The organism is Streptomyces sp. NPDC085927, from assembly GCF_044540975.1.
GTDB lineage: Bacteria > Actinomycetota > Actinomycetes > Streptomycetales > Streptomycetaceae > Streptomyces > Streptomyces hirsutus.
The window spans coordinates 309,177-328,201 of the sequence record NZ_JBITSN010000003.1 but is presented as its reverse complement, the minus strand read 5'-3'; the positions used below and the strand labels follow the sequence as shown (position 1 = coordinate 328,201).

The 19,025-nt window shown below is 70.4% G+C and carries 14 protein-coding genes; 6 read left to right on the top strand and 8 right to left on the bottom strand.

All coding sequences use genetic code 11. The annotated features are described in order from the left end of the window. Positions 1–137: 137 nt before the first annotated feature. The 4 genes from ACIF80_RS10450 to kdpF are packed head-to-tail and all read right to left on the bottom strand — an operon-like array spanning position 138 to position 4,714. Entirely contained in the window at positions 138–806 is a 669-nt protein-coding gene (locus ACIF80_RS10450) for a potassium-transporting ATPase subunit C (RefSeq protein WP_399801980.1), read from the bottom strand. A 5-nt stretch (positions 807–811) separates the two neighbouring features. After that, positions 812–2,956 (bottom strand): potassium-transporting ATPase subunit KdpB, encoded by a 2,145-nt coding sequence (kdpB, locus tag ACIF80_RS10445; protein WP_399801977.1) that lies wholly within the window; start codon positions 2,954–2,956, stop codon positions 812–814. Then, entirely contained in the window at positions 2,953–4,617 is a 1,665-nt protein-coding gene (kdpA, locus tag ACIF80_RS10440) for a potassium-transporting ATPase subunit KdpA (protein WP_399801975.1), read from the bottom strand. The genes kdpB and kdpA overlap by 4 nt, the downstream gene beginning before the upstream one ends. A gap of 7 nt (positions 4,618–4,624) precedes the next feature. Beyond that, on the bottom strand, positions 4,625–4,714 hold the full coding sequence (gene kdpF, locus ACIF80_RS10435) for a K(+)-transporting ATPase subunit F (RefSeq protein ID WP_399801972.1): 90 nt from the start codon (positions 4,712–4,714) through the stop codon (positions 4,625–4,627). A 461-nt stretch (positions 4,715–5,175) separates the two neighbouring features. On the opposite strand from kdpF, the gene ACIF80_RS10430 reads away from it, so the two are divergent. The 3 genes from ACIF80_RS10430 (at position 5,176) to ACIF80_RS10420 (ending at position 7,750) form a co-directional block, all read left to right on the top strand. Then, positions 5,176–6,003 (top strand): SAM-dependent methyltransferase, encoded by an 828-nt coding sequence (locus ACIF80_RS10430; protein ID WP_399801970.1) that lies wholly within the window; start codon positions 5,176–5,178, stop codon positions 6,001–6,003. A gap of 251 nt (positions 6,004–6,254) precedes the next feature. Next, a complete protein-coding gene (locus ACIF80_RS10425) occupies positions 6,255–6,773 on the top strand; it encodes a glutathione peroxidase (protein WP_399801968.1) in 519 nt (172 codons plus the stop codon). Between the two features lie 125 nt (positions 6,774–6,898). Further along, entirely contained in the window at positions 6,899–7,750 is an 852-nt protein-coding gene (locus tag ACIF80_RS10420) for a MerR family transcriptional regulator (protein WP_399801966.1), read from the top strand. Between the two features lie 280 nt (positions 7,751–8,030). Here the strand turns inward: ACIF80_RS10420 and ACIF80_RS10415 are convergent, their stop codons facing one another. The 3 genes from ACIF80_RS10415 to ACIF80_RS10405 form a co-directional block, all read right to left on the bottom strand. Next, positions 8,031–8,222, bottom strand: a complete 192-nt coding sequence (locus ACIF80_RS10415) for a DUF397 domain-containing protein (protein WP_055594023.1) — start codon at positions 8,220–8,222, stop codon at positions 8,031–8,033. A gap of 250 nt (positions 8,223–8,472) precedes the next feature. Beyond that, positions 8,473–9,330: a helix-turn-helix domain-containing protein gene (locus tag ACIF80_RS10410; protein ID WP_399801963.1), complete on the bottom strand. Its 858-nt coding sequence runs from the start codon at positions 9,328–9,330 to the stop codon at positions 8,473–8,475. Positions 9,331–9,654: 324 nt separating this feature from the next. After that, positions 9,655–10,416 carry a GPP34 family phosphoprotein gene (locus ACIF80_RS10405; protein WP_055607084.1) on the bottom strand — a complete coding sequence of 254 codons (762 nt, stop codon included), beginning with the start codon at positions 10,414–10,416 and terminating at the stop codon, positions 9,655–9,657. A gap of 228 nt (positions 10,417–10,644) precedes the next feature. Between ACIF80_RS10405 and ACIF80_RS10400 the strand changes: the two genes are divergently transcribed. The 3 genes from ACIF80_RS10400 to ACIF80_RS10390 all read left to right on the top strand — a co-directional run bounded on the left by ACIF80_RS10400 (position 10,645) and on the right by ACIF80_RS10390 (position 17,654). Continuing rightward, the gene (locus ACIF80_RS10400) at positions 10,645–13,371 is read left to right on the top strand and encodes a D-alanyl-D-alanine carboxypeptidase (protein WP_399801960.1); all 2,727 of its coding nucleotides are present in this window, start codon (positions 10,645–10,647) and stop codon (positions 13,369–13,371) included. Between the two features lie 191 nt (positions 13,372–13,562). Beyond that, the gene (locus tag ACIF80_RS10395) at positions 13,563–15,554 is read left to right on the top strand and encodes an MFS transporter (protein WP_399801957.1); all 1,992 of its coding nucleotides are present in this window, start codon (positions 13,563–13,565) and stop codon (positions 15,552–15,554) included. 522 nt (positions 15,555–16,076) lie between these two features. After that, positions 16,077–17,654 carry a sodium:solute symporter family protein gene (locus tag ACIF80_RS10390; RefSeq protein ID WP_399801954.1) on the top strand — a complete coding sequence of 526 codons (1,578 nt, stop codon included), beginning with the start codon at positions 16,077–16,079 and terminating at the stop codon, positions 17,652–17,654. A gap of 97 nt (positions 17,655–17,751) precedes the next feature. Here the strand turns inward: ACIF80_RS10390 and ACIF80_RS10385 are convergent, their stop codons facing one another. Continuing rightward, entirely contained in the window at positions 17,752–18,888 is a 1,137-nt protein-coding gene (locus ACIF80_RS10385; RefSeq protein WP_399801951.1) for an ADP-ribosylglycohydrolase family protein, read from the bottom strand. Between the last annotated feature and the right edge of the window lie 137 nt (positions 18,889–19,025).

Genomic DNA, 19,025 nt, shown 5'->3' with positions numbered 1-19,025 from the left:
GTGCCCGCACAAGGCCGGCGGTCTTGTGCGGGCACGCCCGGCCGGAACGCGTTCAGTACACATGGCATCGGCTCCCGCGCCGTGTCCCTGGACCTGTGTCCCTGGACCCGTGCCCGTGCCCGTGCCCGTGCCCGTCCTCAGCGTTCGGTCACGAGCCGTTCGAGGGCGGTGTTCAGTTCCAGCACGTTGACCCGGGGTTCGCCGAGGAAGCCGAGTGTGCGGCTCTCGGTGTGCTCGTCGACGAGGTTTTGGACGTGCTCGACCGGCAGGCCGTTCCTCTCGGCGATCCGGTGGACCTGGAGGTCCGCGTACGCCGGGGAGATGTCCGGGTCCAGGCCGGAGCCGGAGGAGGTGACCGCGTCGGCGGGTACGTCGGAGGGCTTGACGGTGTGTCCGCCGACGGAGTTGTCCCTGATGACGGCGGCCTTCGCGTCCCTCACCCACTGGACGAGCTCCGCGCTGTCCGCGGAGCGGTTGGTGGCTCCGGAGAGGATGAGGTCGTACTGGGTGTTGACGCTGTTGGTGCCGAGGCCGTTCTGCGGGCGGCCCTGGAACCACTTCAGATCCGGCTCAGGAGTCTGCTGCCCCTCCTTCAGCGGCAGGTTGTACGACTGGCCGATGAGAGCCGAGCCGACGACCCGGCCGTTCGCCTCGGTCTCCGAGCCGTTCGCCCTGCCGGGGAACAGCCCTTGGGCAATGCCGGTGATCAGCAGCGGGTAGAGGACGCCGGTGACCAGGGTCAGGACGAGAAGGGCGCGCAGCCCCGCCCCGAGCAGCCGGGCGGTGTGGGTCACGGAGGTGTTCATGTCCTTCAGCCGATCCCTGGGATGAGCGAGACGATCAGGTCGATGATCTTGATGCCGATGAACGGGGCGATCAGCCCGCCCAGGCCGTAGACGGCGAGGTTGCGGCGGAGCAGCCGGTCGGCGCTCACCGGCCGGTAGCGCACGCCCCTCAGTGCGAGCGGGACCAGCACGAGGATGATCAGCGCGTTGAAGATCACCGCGGACAGGATCGCGGAGTCCGGTGAGGACAGGCCCATGATGTTGAGCCTGTCCAGGCCCGGGTGGACCGCCGCGAACAGCGCCGGAATGATCGCGAAGTACTTCGCGACGTCGTTGGCGATGGAGAACGTCGTCAGCGCACCGCGCGTGATCAGCAACTGCTTGCCGATCTCCACGATCTCGATGAGCTTGGTCGGGTCGGAGTCGAGGTCGACCATGTTGCCGGCCTCCTTGGCGGCCGACGTACCGGTGTTCATCGCCACGCCGACGTCCGCCTGGGCCAGGGCGGGCGCGTCGTTCGTGCCGTCGCCGGTCATCGCGACCAGCTTGCCGCCGTCCTGTTCCCGTTTGATCAGCGTCATCTTGTCCTCGGGGGTGGCCTCCGCGAGGAAGTCGTCGACGCCGGCCTCCTCGGCGATCGCCCTGGCGGTCAGCGGGTTGTCGCCCGTGATCATGACGGTCCTGATGCCCATCCGGCGCAGCGCCTCGAACCGCTCCCGCATGCCCTCCTTGACGACGTCCTTGAGGTGGACGACGCCCAGGATCCGGGCGCCCCGGTCGTCCTCGACCGCCACCAGCAGCGGTGTGCCGCCCGCCTCGGCGATGCGGTCGGCGGTCGCTTCCGCGTCCCCGGCCACCGTGCCGCCCCGCGCCCCGACCCAGGCGACGACCGAACCGGCCGCGCCCTTGCGGACCTTGCGGTCCTCGACGTCGACGCCCGACATCCGGGTCTGCGCGGTGAACGGCACCCATGCGGCGCCGACGAGTTCGCCCTGCCGGCGCTCGCGCAGCCCGTACTTCTCCTTGGCCAGGACGACGACGGAGCGGCCCTCGGGTGTCTCGTCGGCCAGCGAGGAGAGCTGGGCGGCGTCGGCGACCTCGGCCTCGGTCGCCCCGCCCACCGGCACGAACTCGGCCGCCTGCCGGTTGCCGAACGTGATGGTGCCGGTCTTGTCCAGCAGCAGCGTGGAGACGTCGCCGGCGGCCTCGACCGCACGGCCCGACAGGGCCAGTACGTTGCGCTGCACCAGACGGTCCATGCCCGCGATGCCGATCGCGGACAGCAGGGCGCCGATCGTGGTCGGGATCAGGCAGACCAGCAGCGCCACCAGCACCACCATCGTGAGGTGGGCGCCCGCGTAGTCCGCGAGCGGCGGGAGGGTGGCGCAGGCGAGCAGGAAGACGAGGGTCAGCGAGGCCAGCAGGATGTTCAGCGCGATCTCGTTGGGCGTCTTCTGCCGTGCCGCGCCCTCGACCAGACCGATCATCCGGTCGATGAAGGTCTCACCCGGCTTCGTCGTGATCCTGACGACGATACGGTCGGAGAGGACCGTCGTTCCGCCGGTGACCGCGCTGCGGTCGCCGCCGGACTCCCGGATGACGGGCGCCGACTCGCCGGTGATCGCCGACTCGTCGACGGACGCGACGCCCTCGACGACGTCACCGTCGCCGGGGACGACGTCGCCCGCCTCGCAGACCACCAGGTCACCGATCCGCAGCGCGGTACCGGGCACCGACTCCTCGCGCTCACCGACCCGGCGGCGGGCGACGGTGTCGGTCCTGGCCCTGCGCAGCGTGTCGGCCTGCGCCTTGCCGCGGCCCTCGGCGACCGCCTCGGCCAGGTTGGCGAAGAGCACGGTCAGCCAGAGCCAGGCGCTGATGGTCCAGCCGAACCAGTCGCCCGGGTCCAGGAAGGAGAACACCGTCGTCAGGACGGATCCGATCAGGACCACGAACATGACGGGCGACTTCACCATCACGCGTGGATCGAGCTTGCGGAAGGCGTCGGGCAGCGACCTGACCAGTTGCCCCGGATCGAACAGGCCCGCGCCGACCCGGCCACCCGCCGCGGACGCGGTGGGCGCGGCCCCGGTGGACATGTCGCTGTGCGGCGCCCGGCCAGGAGCGGCTGTGGACATCGGGTCCTCGTGGTTCTGTGTGTCGGTGGTCATGACGCCAGCCCTTCGGCGAGCGGGCCCAGCGCGAGCGCCGGGAAGTAGGTGAGGCCGGCGACGATCAGGACGACGCCCACCAGCAAGCCGGCGAACAGCGGCTTCTCGGTGCGCAGGGTGCCCGCGGTGACCGGGACGGGCGCCTGCCGCGCCAGCGAGCCCGCGAGCGCCAGGACGAACACCATCGGCAGGAAACGGCCGAGCAGCATCGCCAGGCCCAGGGTGGTGTTGAACCACTGGGTGTCGGCGTTGAGACCGGCGAAGGCCGAGCCGTTGTTGTTCGCGGCGGAGGTGTAGGCGTACAGGATCTCGGAGAAGCCGTGCGCGCCGCTGTTCGTCATCGAGTCGCCCGGCGTGGGCAGGGCCATCGCCGCGGCCGTGAGGACCAGCACCAGTGCCGGGGTGATCAGGATGTAGCAGGCGGCGAACTTGATCTCGCGGCCGCCGATCTTCCTGCCGAGGTACTCGGGAGTCCGGCCGACCATCAGGCCGGCGATGAACACCGCGATGACCGCCATGATCAGCATGCCGTACAGGCCGGACCCCACACCGCCGGGCGCGATCTCGCCCAGCATCATGCCGAGCATCGTGATGCCGCCGCCGAGACCGGTGAACGAGGAGTGGAACGAGTCCACCGCGCCCGTGGAGGTCAGGGTGGTGGACACCGCGAAGATCGACGAGCCGCCGATCCCGAAGCGGAGCTCCTTGCCCTCCATCGCCCCGCCCGCGATCTCGAGGGCCGGGCCCCGGTGGGTGAACTCCGTCCACATCATCAGGGCGATGAAACCGACCCAGATCGTGGCCATGGTCCCGAGGATCGCGTAGCCCTGCCGGACCGAGCCGGCCATGAGGCCGAAGGCGCGCGGGAGCGAGAACGGGATCAGCAGGATCAGGAAGATCTCGAACAGGTTGGTGAACGGGGTCGGGTTCTCGAAGGGGTGGGCCGAGTTGGCGTTGAAGTAGCCGCCCCCGTTGGTGCCCAGTTGCTTGATGGCCTCCTGCGAGGCGACCGCGCCGCCGTTCCACTGCTGCGAGCCGCCCATGAACTGGCCGACCGAATGGATGCCGGAGAAGTTCTGGATCACTCCGCCGGCCACGAGGACGACCGCGGCGACCGCGGCGAGCGGCACCAGGACGCGGACGACACCGCGGACCAGGTCGGCCCAGAAGTTGCCCAGTTCACCAGTGCGTGACGTGGCGAAGCCGCGCACCAGCGCCGCGGCGACCGCCATGCCGACCGCCGCCGACACGAAGTTCTGCACCGTCAGCCCGGCGGTCTGCACGACGTGGCCCATGGCCTGCTCGCCGTAGTACGACTGCCAGTTGGTGTTGGTCACGAAGGACACGGCGGTGTTGAACGCCTGGTCCGGGTCGATGGACGCGAAGCCCAGCGAGCCCGGCAGCACGCCCTGGAGCCGCTGGAGCAGGTAGAGGAAGAGGACGCCGGCCGCCGAGAAGGCCAACACGCCGCGCAGGTACGCGGGCCAGCGCATCGTGGTGTCCGGATCGGCACCGATGCCCTGGTAGATCCACCGTTCCACGCGCCAGTGCGTGCCGGAGGAGTAGACCCTGGCCAGGTGGTTGCCGAGGGGGATGTGGGCGAGCGCCAGCGCGGCGATGAGCGCGAGCAGCTGGAGCAGGCCGGCGAGGACGGGGCTCATGGACGGCTCAGAACCTCTCCGGGTGGATCAGGGCGAGGACGAGGTAACCCACCAGGGCGACGGCCACGACCAGGCCGACGACGTTCTCGGCGGTCACAGCTTCGTCACCCCCTTGGCGATGAGGGCCACGAGCGCGAACACCGCGATCGTGGTGACGACGAAGGCCACGTCGGCCATCGCAAGCTCCTATGAGGTGCGGAGAAGAATCTGACAGGTACGAGGAAAACTCCGCCGTGACCGAATTCGACTGCCGTTGATGGCTTTCTTACGGTGACCCGAGCACCTTTGATGACTCCCTTACGGCAGCCCGAACGACCTTGATGACTTCCTTACGGCAGCCCTCGAGCGCCGCCCATGAGGCCTCGGGAGGGGAAGGCGTGCGAGCGAGCTGTGCCCGGCGGCGGCGGGCGGAGTGGGGTGTTCTGCGGGGCGGGGAGTTCTGCGGGGCGGCCGGAAGAAGGCGCGTCGGGCGCCCCTTTCGGTGGCAACCAAGCGGATTCCGAAGCGAGTTCGCCTAGGTTGGCTCCACTGGTCACGCTCATCACAGGAGGCTCAGCCGTGTCGGAGGACACTACTCAGGACAGCGCCGGTTTCAGGACACGTGCCCGCATCGATACGACGAAGCCGCACTCGGCGCGGTTCTGGAACTACTTCGTCGGTGGCAAGGACAACTACAAGGTCGACCGGGAGGTCGGGGAGCAGATCAAGGACATCTTCCCCGGACTGGTCGACGTGGCGCACACCAGCCGGCAGTTCCTGGGGCGGGCTGTCACGCACCTGGCCGGGAAGCAGGGGATACGGCAGTTCCTGGACGTCGGTACGGGGCTGCCGACCGCCGACAACACGCATCAGGTGGCGCAGCGCGTCGCTCCGGACGCGCGGATCGTGTACGTCGACAACGACCCGATCGTGCTGACCCACGCCAACGCGCTGTTGACCAGCACTCCCGAGGGCCGGACCGACTACCTGGACGCCGACCTCTACGACCCCGAGTCCGTCCTGCGGGCCGCCGCCGGGACGCTGGACCTGTCCCAGCCGGTCGCCCTGATGATCCTCAACACGCTCGGCCATGTCGCCGACTACGAGCAGGCACGCGACCTGGTGAACCGCCTCATGGCCGGGCTTCCCTCGGGCAGCCACCTCGTGATCAGCGACAGTACGGCGACGAGCGAGGGCATGATCGCGGCGTCGAACGCGTACAACTCGAGCGGCGCCGTGCCGTACTACGTACGCGAGGTCGAGGAGATCGCCGGGTTCTTCGAGGGCCTGGAGCTGGTGGAGCCCGGAGTCGTACGGGTCCCGGAGTGGCGGCCCGAGGCCGGGGCACCGGGCGAGGACGACGAGAAGGCCGTGGACGCCTACTGCGGAGTGGCGCGCAAGGCGTAGACGGTCGGGTGAGCGGGTGAGCGGGCGGGAAGCCGGTACGGTTCGGCTCCCCGCCCGTTCGTCATCCCCTCGGGGTGACGAACGGGCCGACAGTGCGCGGTGCGCGGCGTGTCGGCGTGTCGGCGTGTCGGCGGACCCACAGGTGAGGGGGCGGGGCCGCGACGCGGGGGTGACCGTGTCGCACGGGAGCGTCACGTTGCGTGCGCCACTCCTTGTCAGGTCGGGTCGCGCCCCGGGGCTAGCATCTGGTCATGACGACTCAAGAGACCAAAGAGACCAGCGGTTCTTCCCCCCTCGATGTCGAGATCGGTGCTCTGAGCGGCGGTTCCGCCGGGCTCGCGCAGTATGCGGGCCAGGTCGTGCTCGTCGTGAACGTGGCCTCCAAGTGTGGGCTGACCCCGCAGTACGCCGGGCTGGAGCGCCTGCACGAGCAGTACGCGGCGAAGGGCTTCACGCTGCTCGGCGTGCCCTGCAACCAGTTCATGGGGCAGGAGCCGGGCACCTCGGAGGAGATCGCCGAGTTCTGCTCCGCGACGTACGGCGTGACCTTCCCGATGACCGAGAAGGTCGAGGTCAACGGGGAGGGCCGGCACGCACTGTACGAGCGGCTGGTCGGCTTCGCCGATGCCGAGGGGCACAGCGGGGACGTCCGCTGGAACTTCGAGAAGTTCCTGATCGGGCGGGACGGCCGGGTCGTCGCCCGTTTCTCGCCGCAGGTCGAGCCGGAGGCGGCGGAGCTCGTGGCGGCGGTCGAGGACGCGCTCGGCTAGCCGGAAGGAGCTTCCTCGCGCAGAGCGGCCTCGGGTCCGTCGAGGGCGTTGACCTTGTCCCTGGGGCAGGGGTGAGCGTTCGGGTCGTCGGGCGGAAGGGCCGCCCGGCGGCGGAGGATGACGCGGTGGACGAGGAACTGCTCGGGATCGGCGCGTTCGCGGCGCGGGCGCGGTTGTCGGCCAAGGCGTTGCGGTTGTACGACCGGCTGGGGCTGCTGGCTCCGGCACGGGTCGACGAGGTCACCGGGTACCGGTTCTACCGGCCGAGCCAGGTCGAGCGGGCCCGGACGGTGGCGCTGCTGCGGCAGCTGGACATGCCGCTCGCCCGGATCGCCGAGGTCGTCGACGCGGACGACAGTGCCGTGGCGGCCGACCGGCTCGCCGCCTACTGGGCGGACGTCGAGGCGCGGATCGCCGGTCAGCGGACACTCGCCGAGTACCTCCGTGGACGACTCTCCGGGAGGAGTTCCGAGATGTACGGGAAGTTCGTGGTCGAGACGGTGGACGTGCCGCGGCAGGTGCTGATCACCGAGACGCGGCACACGCTGGCGGACGAGTTGCCGGCGTGGATCGGGTCGGCGCTGGAGCGGCTGGAGGAGGCCGCGGCCGCGTGCGGGGGCGTGGCCGGGGTGCCGTTCGTCGCCTATCACTCCGAGGTGTCGATGGAGAGCGACGGCCCGGCCGAGGCGTGCGTGCCCGTCGCCGACGAGGCGGCGGCTCGGGCCTGGGCCGAGGCGCGGGGGCGGGCCCGGCAGACGGCGGTGCGGGTGGAGCCGGCCCAGCGGCTGGCCCGCACCCGGATCGCCAAGGCGCAGGTGGCTCATCCGCAGATCCTGGCCGCGTTCGAGGCGGTGGAGCAGTGGATGGCGGCCGAGGGGCTGACGGCCGCGGGACCCTGCCGGGAGGTGTACTTCGCGGACTGGGACGCCGCGGGAGCCGAGGATCCGGTGTGCGACGTGGCGTTCCCGGTGCGGTGAGGACGGTACGGCGGGGGGTGGCGCGGTGAGAACTGTGCGATGAGAGCGGCACGGTAGCGAAGCTGCCGCAGCCGGGGTACGTGGGCGCGAGCCGAGCCCTCTCGGCAAGGACGGCGATCTCGTCGAGAGGGCTCTTCGGTCGTGCTGGGGGGAGGCGGGGCCGGGCCCGTGGTGGGTGCCGCCGGCAGGTGGTCCGTCGTGGCGGGGCTGCCGGCAACCCTCCGACTGCCTCTGTCGGCTGTCCCCGGGGCTGGCCCGTCCCCGTATGGTGGTGGCCTTCTCAGGCCTTCACCGAGGCCACGAAAGCGCTCCACGCGTCCGTGGGGAAGGCCAGCTTCGGGCCCTCGGGGATCTTGGTGTCCCCGAGTTCCAGTGCTTCCTCGGTGGTCGACCTGACCATCACGCACGCGCCGTTGTTGTTGGTGTAGGAGGACGTCGTCCACGTTTCCGTGGCGCCCAGACGAATTGCCATGTTCGCTCCGTAGCCAGTTGCTGAGTTGCTGTCACCGGGCTGCGCATTCCAGCAGGGACCCGCAGAACGGATTGCGCCAACCTTCACTGACGGCTGGCGTGATCGACGCTACTCGCCAACATCCTTTATAGGAGCAGCCATTCACTCGACCGGGTGGCATATTCCAAGTGAGACTTCCAGCGAGGCATGTCAGCGGTGTACAGTGCCGCTCCTTTGCCTGCCGGGGAGCCGTAACCGTCCTGCCGGGACGTCAGCGCGCGTACTCCTTCGCGACCCGCTCGACCAACTGGCGGGACTGCTCCACGTTCAGGGACTGGGCCCGCAGGTGCTCGTACATCACGGTGTACTTCTGCACGTCGTGCGGCTTCTCCAGGTACAGGTCGCTGGTCACGCCCTCGATGTACACGACGCTCGAATCGGCCGCGTCCGCGAACTCCAGGATGGAGTACTGGCCGTTGATGCCCGAGTGCGCGCCGACCTCGAAGGGCAGCACCTGCACGGTGATGTGCGGCTGCTGCGACAGCTCCATCACGTGCTCCAGCTGTTCACGCATGACCTGCCGGCTCCCGACGACCCTGCGCAACGACGCCTCGTCCAGGACCACCCACAGGCGCAGCGGGTCCGTCTCGGCCGTGATGCGGCTCTGGCGGCGCAGACGCACCTCGACGCGCTTGTCGTTCTCCTGCTCCGACGCCTCCGGCGAACCGCCCCGGATGATGGCTTCGGCGTACGCCCCGGTCTGCAACAGACCGGTGATGATCTGGGGTTCGTAGACCCTGAGCGACTCCGCGTCCGTCTCCAGGCCGATGTAGACGCTGTACGGGATGTCGCCGAAGGCGTGCCACCAGCCCTGCTGGCGCGAGTCCTTGGCCATCTGCATCAGCGAGTCGACGATCCGCTGGTCCTCGACCTCGTAGACGCCGCAGAGGTCGCGGACGTCGCGTTGGCTGATACTGCGCCGGCCGTTCTCCAGCCGGCTGATCTTCGACTGCGACACCAGCAGTCGCTCCGCCACTTCCTCCGCCGTCATGCCCTTGAGCTCACGGAGCCTGCGCAGCTCCTGGCCCAGCCGGCGTCGCCTGACGGTGGGATTGACATTGGACGCCACGGGACGTGCACCTCCGGCTGTATGCCTCGTACTTACTCGTACTTGCCACTTTGCGTATCTGGTGTTGAGCAGACTGCCACCAAGGCGCTTCCTGCCGCTGGAGAACAGCGGATATCCAGCGGGTACATCCCGGTCCGCAGGATGATGGCGGCACGGAGCGGAGCGGTGCGGAACAGCGCGAAGCGGAACGGAGCGTCACGGGGCGGCGCGGTCACGGCTTTTCGGCACGCCGAGCGGGGCGGAGAGAGTACGCACACTCTCTCCGCCCCGCTCGGACAGCGGCTCCCGTGACCGGGTCTGCGGTGCCGTGGCCGGTCAGCGGCCCTAATGGGCCACGGCGCGCGCCATGGATCCGTGGCGCGGTTGGGCCGGAACACCACGGGCGGGTTCCGGTCCTCCCCTGCCGCCGGGGGCGGCGGCCTGACGGCCTCCCGCCGGGGCCGGGTTGCGGCGTGGCTGGGCCGCCACACCGTTCTGCACGTCCATCACGGCGTGCGCCACCAGGCCGCCCATCGGGTCGTGCCGGATCAGGTCCCGCAACCGGGAACGTGAGGAGCGACCCTCGTTCCCCGGGTACAGGTGCTTGCCGAGGCCCACGGCGTGCGCCAGTGCGGCGAGCGCCGCGGTCCGTGGGTCCGGTGGCACGCCGGTACGGATCGCGGAGTCCAGCCGGGCCTTGATCTCCCGGCTGATCTCGGTGTCCGTCGCCTGGTAGCGAGTCGTCGGCAACACCCCGCACATCTGACCGGCCACGGCATGCACCATGCCGCACCGCTCCAGATGCGAGAGGTAGGTCTGGCGGAGCCCTAGACGCGGCCCGCCAATCCAGTTGACCGCCCGGACCGGAGCGCCGCGCCTTCGCAGCAACTCCAACGCGCAGTCCAATGTCGGATCTCCAGTCGGCCGTGGTACCACCACGGCGATACGATCCCCGTCTGGGGCTATCCGTCCGGCCAGCGCCAGCTCCACTAGCTGCGCTCCGGCCAGACCGAGGTCGAGCGACTGCGGCTGTGCAGTGGTACCCGTGGTCGGGTCCAACGCCAGCAGCAGAAGCTCTTCCGGAAGTGTTCTGCGGCTCCTGCCCATCCATGCCTCCCCGCGTGGATGAATGACAGGGTGACCCCTCTCACATTGGTCTGTCGAGAGCACGTGACTGGTTTGTAAGGGAACCGATAGGTATGTCGTTCTCGTCTACCACGGGGGGGAAGTCCACACACAGGACACTGGTAGATGGTTCGGACAGCGCTGCGGAGCGTTGTTGTGGGTGGCGGAACGGTTTCACGGTTCGGTTGGCGCACGCGCGACGCGCGGCGCATGGAGGAGGCATCGGTGGCGGGCGAGTCCCCCGACAAGTCGAAGCAGCGCGAGTCGTCGGCAGAACCGACGCCGGGGAGCGCGGGTCCGGTTCCCGAAGCCAGGAGCGAGGGGGACGCCGCCGGCAAGCGGGACCCCCGGCTGGCGGTGACCCGGGACACTTCGTCACCGTCGTCGTCAACGGCTTCGGCTTCGACTTCGGATGCGTCCACGTCGTCGAAGGCCGCGGCCTCCGCGAGCGATCGCGGAGGCGTGGACACGGCCACTCGGGTGCTTTCGGAGCGCGACGCGCAGTCCGAGGGCGGGGAGGCCGAGGACTCCGTCGAGGCCGCGGACTCCGACTCCGAGTCCGCGGACGGAACACCTGACGGGCGTGACGATTCCGCTACGGACGGTAACGGACAACTGCACGCCGTCGTCGCGGCGTGGGTACGGTCCGCCGAGGAGGTGGATCAGGACGAGGGCGGCGAGGGCGCCCAGGGCGCCCAGGGCGCCCAGGAGGCCGAGGAGGCCGCCGACGGCGACACGGGCACCGAGAGCGGCCCGGAGGACGGCAAGGACGGCAGCGCGGGCCGGGACGAGGGCTCCGGCGGGGCTTCCGAGGGCGGGGCGGCCGACGATGCCGTTGCGGCCGGGGAGTCCGGGGAGCCCGGGGGGTCCGGGGGGTCCGGGGGGTCCGAAGAGCCCGACGAAGCCGACGCGGGGGACGAGCCCGGGAGCGCGCACGACACCGACGCCGACTCGGACGCCGAGGTCAAAGCCGAGGTCGAGGTCGGGCCGGAGGCTGACGCCGACTCAGCCCCCGAGGACGAAGCCGCCCCCGCGGCCGAGGACGACAGCGCCAGCAGCTCCGAGAGCGCCGACGACAGCGCCGGCGACGACACGGGCGCGGGCCCCGAGGCCGAGGGCGCGAAGGCCGCCCCCGGGCCCAGCGCGGACAAGGCCGACGACACCGGCAGCGACGACGGCGAGGGCACCGGCGACGCCGAGCCCCCCACCGATCAGCCCACCGCCGTCTTCAAGGCTCCGCGGCCCTCCGCGCCCGCCGTCGACCAGCCCACCACCATGCTCAAGCTGGGCGACGCGGCCAAGGACGTAGAAAAGGCCGACAGGACCGACAAGGCGGTCGACAAGGCGGCCGACAAGGCCGGGAGCGTCGACAGGCCCGATTCCAAGGCCAAGGGTGAGGACGCCCCCGAGTCCGCACCCGACTCGGATCCCGAGTCCGCCTCCGAGTCCGCTCCCGGGCGCGCCGGCACGTTCGTGCCGCTCAAGGACCTGGACGACCCCGAGACCCGTAAGCCCTCGAAGCGTGGGGACTCCGCCACCACTTCGCTGCGGCTGCCGCCTTCGGCTCAGGCACGGCCTGCCGCGCCCCCGGCCGAGGGCACCCGTTCCGTCCCGCAGGTCGGGCCGGAGCTGACGCGGCAGCAGCCGCTGCCGCCCAAGCCGCCGCTGGACCTGCTGGCCGAGCTGACCAACACTCCGCCACCGCCGGACACCCCGCTGCGCACGACCCTGCGGCGGGTCAAGATCTGGACGCCGCTGGTCGCTCTTCTGGTGATCGTCTTCGCCGTCGTGCAGAACATGCGTGCGCTCCCCACACCCACGCTCGAACTGACCGCCGAGGACACTTTCACCTTCGCCGGCGGCAAGGTCGACATCCCGTGGCCGGCCGACGGGCAGGCCGCCCTGGACGTGCAGGGCATCGGCACCTTCGGCTCCTCCGGTGAGCAGAAGCCCGTGCCGATCGCCAGTGTCGCCAAGGTCATGACCACGTATCTGATCCTGCGTGAGCACCCGCTCAAGAGCGGCGCCAAGGGTCCGATGATCGAGATCGACGGTCCCGCGGAGGAGCAGTCCGACGCCGGGCAGGAGTCGACCGTCGATGTGACCGCCGGTGACAAGATCTCGCAGCGGGAGGCCCTGGAGGCCGTGCTGATCGCGTCCGCGAACAACGTGGCGCGACTGGTCGCCCGCTGGGACGCGGGGTCCGAGGAGGCGTTCGTCGAGAAGATGAACAAGGCCGCGGAGGACCTCGGTATGACGAACACGACGTACACGGACCCCTCGGGTCTGAACAACACCACGGTGAGTACGGCCGTGGACCAGGTGAAGCTGGCCCGGGCCGCGATGGAGCAGCCCGCCTTCCGCGAGATCGCCGCGATGATGTCGTACGACGACTACAAGGGCGTCAACCACCCCAACTGGAACCAGCTGGTGGGGAGCAACGGCGTCGTCGGTATCAAGACCGGCACCACCACCTCGGCGCTCGGCAACCTCGTCTTCGCCGCGAAGAAGGACGTCGACGGCGAGACCCGGACCATCGTCGGTGCCGTGGTGCGCCAGCCCGCGGGCGGTGCCGACAACACGATCCTGGCCGGCGCGCTCTCCGCGGGCGACCAGCTGATCCGGGCGGCGCAGGGCGCGCTGGAGTCGGCGACGGTACTGAAGGAGGGCAGCGTCGTCGGGTACGTGGACGACGGGCTGGGCGGCCGTACGCCCGTCGCCCTCACCGAGGACGTCAGGGCGGCCGGCTGGCCGGGACTGAAAGTGAAGCTGACGTTCACCAGCGGGGAGCTGCCGCACCAGGCGAAGGCCGGTACGGAGGTGGGCTCGCTCACCGTGGGCGACGGCACGAACAGTGGCGCCGTCAAGGTCCCGGTCGCCCTCCAGGAGGACCTCGTGGAGCCGGGCTTCCCGGACAAGCTGACGCGTCTGACCTGACCGTCGGAGCACGGTGGGCACGCGCCCCGCCGACCGGCGCCCACCGCGGGCGACGGTCGGCGGGGCGCGTGCTAGCGTCACGAAACGGGCAGGTCGCCGGTGACCGCGCCGTTACCGTGAGCAGAAGACGCGCTACGACGACGCGCACACGAAGACGCGATACGAAGACGCCATACGGGGAGTGCCTTCAGGTGGCCACAGCGGAGCCGACACGCGCCGACGACGCCGAGCCGGGCCCGGAGTCCGGCCCGCGAATACGCCTGCCGGAAACGGACGGCCGACGACCGGGCGCGGGCACGCCGGAAGCGCCGTCCCCCGCTCCCGCCTCCACCACTCCGGCCACCGGCCCCACCTCCTCCTCCGCGGCCCTGGACGCCCCGGCCCGCGTCTCCCGTCCCAAGGCCGTCGTTCTCGCGGTGCGCGCCCGGATGCTGCGGCATCCGGTGCTGTCCGTCACCGCGCTCGCCGGCGCACTGCACATCGTCTGGTTCTTCACGTTCGCGAACAGTGGCGGCGATCTCGCGGCGCAGGACGCCTGGGCCGAGTTCGTCGGCCGGCACCCCGACTCCGCGTACAACATGGCCTGGTACGGCGGTATGCACGCGGTGTCGTACAGCATGGTGTCGCCGTACCTGATGGCGGTGCTCGGTGTACGGACGACGATGATGCTCGCGGGGACGGTGTCGGCCGCGCTGCTGACGATGCTCCTCATCCGCAGCCTCCCGCCCTCTCGACTTCGCTCGAGCGGGGGGACCCCCATCGTGCGCAATCCGCTGTGGGCCGCGCTCGCGGGGGTGTTCGGGCTGCTGGGCAACGCGGCTTCGGGACGGGTGACGTTCGGGCTGGGCATGATGTTCGGGCTGGCCGCGGTCGCCGTCGTGTTCTGCTGGCCGTACCGCTGGCGCTACAAGCGCTGGGCGAAGGCCCTGTGCGCGGCACCGCTGGCGGCGCTGGCCACGATGTCCTCGCCGGTCGCGGGCCTGTTCGTGGGGCTGGTGGCGGTGGCGCTGTTCCTGCAGAAGCGCCGGCCGGGGGCGTGGGCGCTGGGGCTGGGTCCGACCGCGGTGGTGGCGGTGTCGGCCTGGATGTTCCCGTTCTCGGGCACGCAGCCGATGGGGTTCGGTTCGGTGGTCCTGCCGCTGGTGTTCTCGGTCCTGGTGTGCGTCCTGGTGCCGCGGGAGTGGATCACGGTCCGGATCACGGCCGCGGTGTACGGGCTGGGTGTGGTGCTGGTCTGGCTGGTGAGTTCGCAGATCGGTTCCAACATGACGCGGCTGTCGATGCTGTTCGCCGGGGTGGCGCTGGTGGCCGCGCTGCCGTTCACGGTGCCGCGGAGCCGCAAGTGGTACGCGATCGTCGTGGCGTTCGTCGGATTCGTCGGGTGGATCGGCTTCAAGTCGGTCGACGACGTCGTGAACACGACGCCGGCCGCGTCCTGGGCGCGCGAGCTGGCGCCGCTGGTGAACGAACTCCAGGAGGTCGGCGCCGACAAGGGCCGCGTGGAGGTCGTCCCGGCGCGTTCGCACCGCGAGGCCTCGGCGCTCGCGCCGTACGTCAACCTGGCGCGGGGCTGGAACCGGCAGGCCGACATGGAGCGCAACCCGCTCTTCTACGACGACACCCTCAACTCGGCGAACTATCACGAGTGGCTCAAGCGCTGGGCCGTGCACTTCGTGGTGCTGCCGAAGGACACACCGGACGGTGACGGCGGTGAGCGGGAGCGGGAACTGGTGCAGCGGGGGCTGCCGTATCTCCAGCAGATCTGGGGCGACGCCAACTGGCAGCTGTTCGCGGTGCGCGACCCCTCCTCGCTGGCCGAGCCGAACGCGGTCGTGGAGCGGGCCAGCCAGAGCGAGATGACGATGCGGGTCGAGAAGGCGGGCCGCGTCGTCGTGCGCATCCCGTACTCGCCGTGGCTGAGCATCGTCGACGCGGAGGGCAACAAGCTGGAGGGGCCCCAGGAGACGGAGGAGTCCAGGAACCGTTCCGACGACGACGGGGACGGGGACTCGGACGGCGGGCCGAAGACGTACGACAACCTCAACGGCTGCCTGATGGAGACCGAGGAGGACGAGAACGGCGACAAGTGGACGGTGCTGCTCGCGCCGGAGCCCGGCACGTACCGGCTGGCGGCGCCGTACGGCGTACCGCGGGGCACTCCGTGCCCGGAGGAGCTGCACTGACCGTGGCGGCCGGTCCTCGCCGTCCACCGCGGACCGCCGAACGGACCTGACCGGCCGCCCGGCGGAACGGGCCGGCGCGGTGCCCCGGCCGTCTTGGCTGTCCTCGCTGCCCTCGCTGTCCTCGCTGTCCTCGCTGTCCTCGCTGTCCTCGCTGTCCTCGCTGTCCTCGCTGTCCTCGCTGTCCTCGCTGTCCTCGCTGTCCTCGCTGTCTTTGCTGTCTTTGCTGTCTTTGCTGTCCGGACCATCGCGGCTCTCACGACCCACGCGGCTCTCGTGACCCACGCAGCCCACGCGACCCACCGCAGAATGTTCAATCTCATGAACCTTGGTCATTGACGTGAACATCTTTGCGCGCTCTTGACTCTCCACTTTCTTGTCGTGCCCACGCCTGCGCGCTCACGATAAGCGGGCACTTCGCGCACTGCCGCAGACGCACCTCGGATCCACCGCACACTTACCCCGCTCGGGCGAAGTGCCAACCAGCTGAGCGGAGTTCACAAGTCGGACCCCGGAAGGGGGGACATGAACAGTCTCGACTGGGCGGTGCTCATCGGCTACTTCGCGGTGATGATCGCCATCGGTGTCTGGTCGCACAAGCGGGTGGACAACGTCAGTGACTTCTTCACGGCCGGCGGCAAGATGCCCTGGTGGCTCTCCGGCATCTCCCACCACATGTCGGGTTACAGCGCGGTGATGTTCACCGGCTACGCCGGCATCGCGTACACGTACGGCGTGACGTCCTTCGTCACCTGGTCCTTCCCCATCGCCCTCGGTATCGCCATCGGGTCGAAACTGTTCGCCCCGCGGATCAACCGGCTGCGCTCCCGGCTCCACGTGGCATCACCGCTGGAGTACCTCAAGAACCGCTACGACCTGAAGACCCAGCAGGCGCTGGCCTGGTCCGGCATGCTGCTGAAGATCGTGGACGTGGGCGCGAAATGGGCGGCGATCGCCACCCTGCTGGCGGTGTTCACCGGTGTCTCGCTCAACGAGGGCATCCTCATCACCGGTGTGGTCACGGCGGTCTACTGCACCATCGGCGGTCTGTGGGCGGACGCGCTGACGGAGTTGGGCCAGTTCGTCATCCAGCTCCTGGCCGGTATCGCCATGTTCATCGCGGTGGTGGCCGAACTCGGCGACCACGGCGGCTTCTTCGGTGTGTGGGACGAGCCCGAGCTCCAGGGGCACACGGAGCCGCTGGTCGGTCCGTACGGCACGATCTTCCTGCTGGCGTTCCTCTTCATCAAGCTGTTCGAGTACAACGGCGGCATGCTCAACCAGGCCCAGCGGTACATGGCCACGGCCACGCCCCGCGAGGCGGAGCGCTCGGCGCGGCTCTCGGCGGCGCTGTGGCTGGTCTGGCCGCTGGTGCTGTTCTTCCCGATGTGGATGTCGCCGCTGCTCGTGGAGTCCCAGAAGGCGGACGGTTCCGACTCGTACGCCCTGATGACCGAACAGCTGCTGCCCCACGGCCTGCTGGGCCTGGTCATCGTGGGTTTCTTCTCCCACACGATGGCGATGTGCTCCTCGGACGCCAACGCCATCGCGGCCGTGTTCACCCGGGACGTCGCCCCGGTGCTGTCCGCGAGGGCGCGGCGGTGGAACGACCGGTCGGGGCTGGTCGCGGCCCGGGTGACGACCGTGGTCTTCCTCGGCCTGTCCATGGCGGTGGCGACACAGGTCAACTCGCCCACGTTCAAGGACATCATCACCGTGGTCATCAAGTGGGTGGCCGGGCTGATGGGCCCGATCGCCATCCCGATGATGCTGGGTCTGCTGCGTCCGTTCCGCCGCTCGGGTCCGACCGCGGCGCTCACCAGCTGGTCCATGGGCCTGCTGGCCTTCTGGCTGGTGAACTACCCGATCAACTGGGCCGTGGAGGGAGGCGTGCCCCTGGAGTACCAGGTCTCGATCCCGCTCGCCGTCTCACTGGTCCTGTACGTCCTGATCGGCTACGCGAAGCCGGAGGACACCCCGGAGCGGATGGCGGTCATCGAACGCATCAACACCGACGGCGACGACGGCTCCGCCGCGGCGGCGGTACCGGCCCCGGCGAAGGCCCCGGACGTGGCATCCGCCCGGACGCCGGACAGCCCCTAGCGCCGGGTCCTCCCGGGGGATCTCCTGGGGCCTCTTGGAACCGCTCGGGGACCTCTCGGAGCCTCCCGGGGGTCGCGCGGCCGGGGAGGAGGGGGCATCACCCGGTCAGGGCGCCTCCCGCCCCACGCGGGTAGCGCGCCAGCCAGGCCGGGGACGAGCCGGCCGGGCCGTGCAGGGCGGGGCCCTGGGTCATCTCCATGGCGAAGTCGTCGGCGAGTTCCAGGATCGTGGGGCGGCCCTCCAGTTCGGCCAGCCAGGCCGGCGGGAGGGCCGTTTCGCCGTGCAGGGCCCCCAGCAGTCCGCCGGTCAGCGCACCGGCCGCCGCGCTGGGCCCGTCCATGTTGACGGCGAGGCACAGCCCGTGTCGTACGTCCTCCGCCACCAGCGCGCAGTACACGGCGACGGCGACGAGGCCCTCGGCCGTCCCCGCCCCGGCGAGCCCCGCGATCCGCTCCGGCGTGGGCATCCCCTGGCGTACGGCCCCCAGCGCCTGCTGCAGGGCGTCCGACACCGGCTGGTGCCCCGGCCGTGCGGCCAGCAGCACGAGCGCCCGCTGCACCGCCGTGTCGAGGGTCTCGCCCCGGGCCAGACCGTGCACGATCACCGCGTACCCGCCGGCCGCGAGGTAGGCGGTCGGACGGCCGTGGGTCTGTGCCGCGCACTCCACGGCGAGCTGGGCGACGAGCTGCGGTTCCCAGCCGACGAGCAGCCCGAAGGGCGCCGAGCGGGCCGCCGCCTCGGGGCCCGCCTCGCCGGGGTTCTTGGGCGCCTCGGGCGTACCCATGGTGTCGTCCCCGAGCCCGGCCAGCAGCGCGCGGGCCGGGTCGCGGCGGGCGTAGAGCCACTCCTCGCGTGCGAGCCACCCGTCCTCCTTGCGGCGCTCGTCGGGCCCCCAGTCCCGCTGGGTCGTGGCCCAGCGCAGGTACGCGCGGTGCAGGTCGGTCGGCGGATGCCAGGCCCCGGTGTCGCGCCGCACCTGGGCGCGGATGAGTCCGTCCACGGAGAACAGGGTCATCTGGGTGAGATGGGTGACGGCGCCGCGCCGGCCGTGGGCGGGAGCGGGTCCGGTGATCCCGGCGGCGCCGTGCGCCTGCCGGATCGCGTCGATGTCCTGCTCGTCCACGGGCGCGCCCAGCGCGTCCCCGAGGGCCACGCCGAGCAGCGTCCCGCGCACTCGGCTGCGGAAGTCCTGCTGCTCGCGGCGCCCCCAGACGGGCCCGGTCGTCGCATTCACCCAGACCTCCCGGACACCGTGCGTACGTGCGACGCCAAGCACTGTAACGAACGAGGGTGACCGGTTCAGTACGCGGAGTGGTATGGGAGCCGTGACCGAAACGACCGGACCTGACCGCTACTGGTCACCTGCGTCCG

Excerpts from the sequence above, each read along its gene's own strand:
- ACIF80_RS10425 (WP_399801968.1), top strand. The coding sequence starts at position 6,255 with ATGACGACTCAAGAGACCAAAGAGACCAGCGGTTCTTCCCCCCTCGAT.
- kdpB (WP_399801977.1), bottom strand. The coding sequence starts at position 2,956 with ATGACCACCGACACACAGAACCACGAGGACCCGATGTCCACAGCCGCT.
- kdpA (WP_399801975.1), bottom strand. The coding sequence starts at position 4,617 with ATGAGCCCCGTCCTCGCCGGCCTGCTCCAGCTGCTCGCGCTCATCGCC.
- ACIF80_RS10450 (WP_399801980.1), bottom strand. The coding sequence starts at position 806 with ATGAACACCTCCGTGACCCACACCGCCCGGCTGCTCGGGGCGGGGCTG.
- ACIF80_RS10400 (WP_399801960.1), top strand. The coding sequence starts at position 10,645 with ATGGAGGAGGCATCGGTGGCGGGCGAGTCCCCCGACAAGTCGAAGCAG.
- ACIF80_RS10415 (WP_055594023.1), bottom strand. The coding sequence starts at position 8,222 with ATGGCAATTCGTCTGGGCGCCACGGAAACGTGGACGACGTCCTCCTAC.
- ACIF80_RS10390 (WP_399801954.1), top strand. The coding sequence starts at position 16,077 with ATGAACAGTCTCGACTGGGCGGTGCTCATCGGCTACTTCGCGGTGATG.
- ACIF80_RS10405 (WP_055607084.1), bottom strand. The coding sequence starts at position 10,416 with ATGGGCAGGAGCCGCAGAACACTTCCGGAAGAGCTTCTGCTGCTGGCG.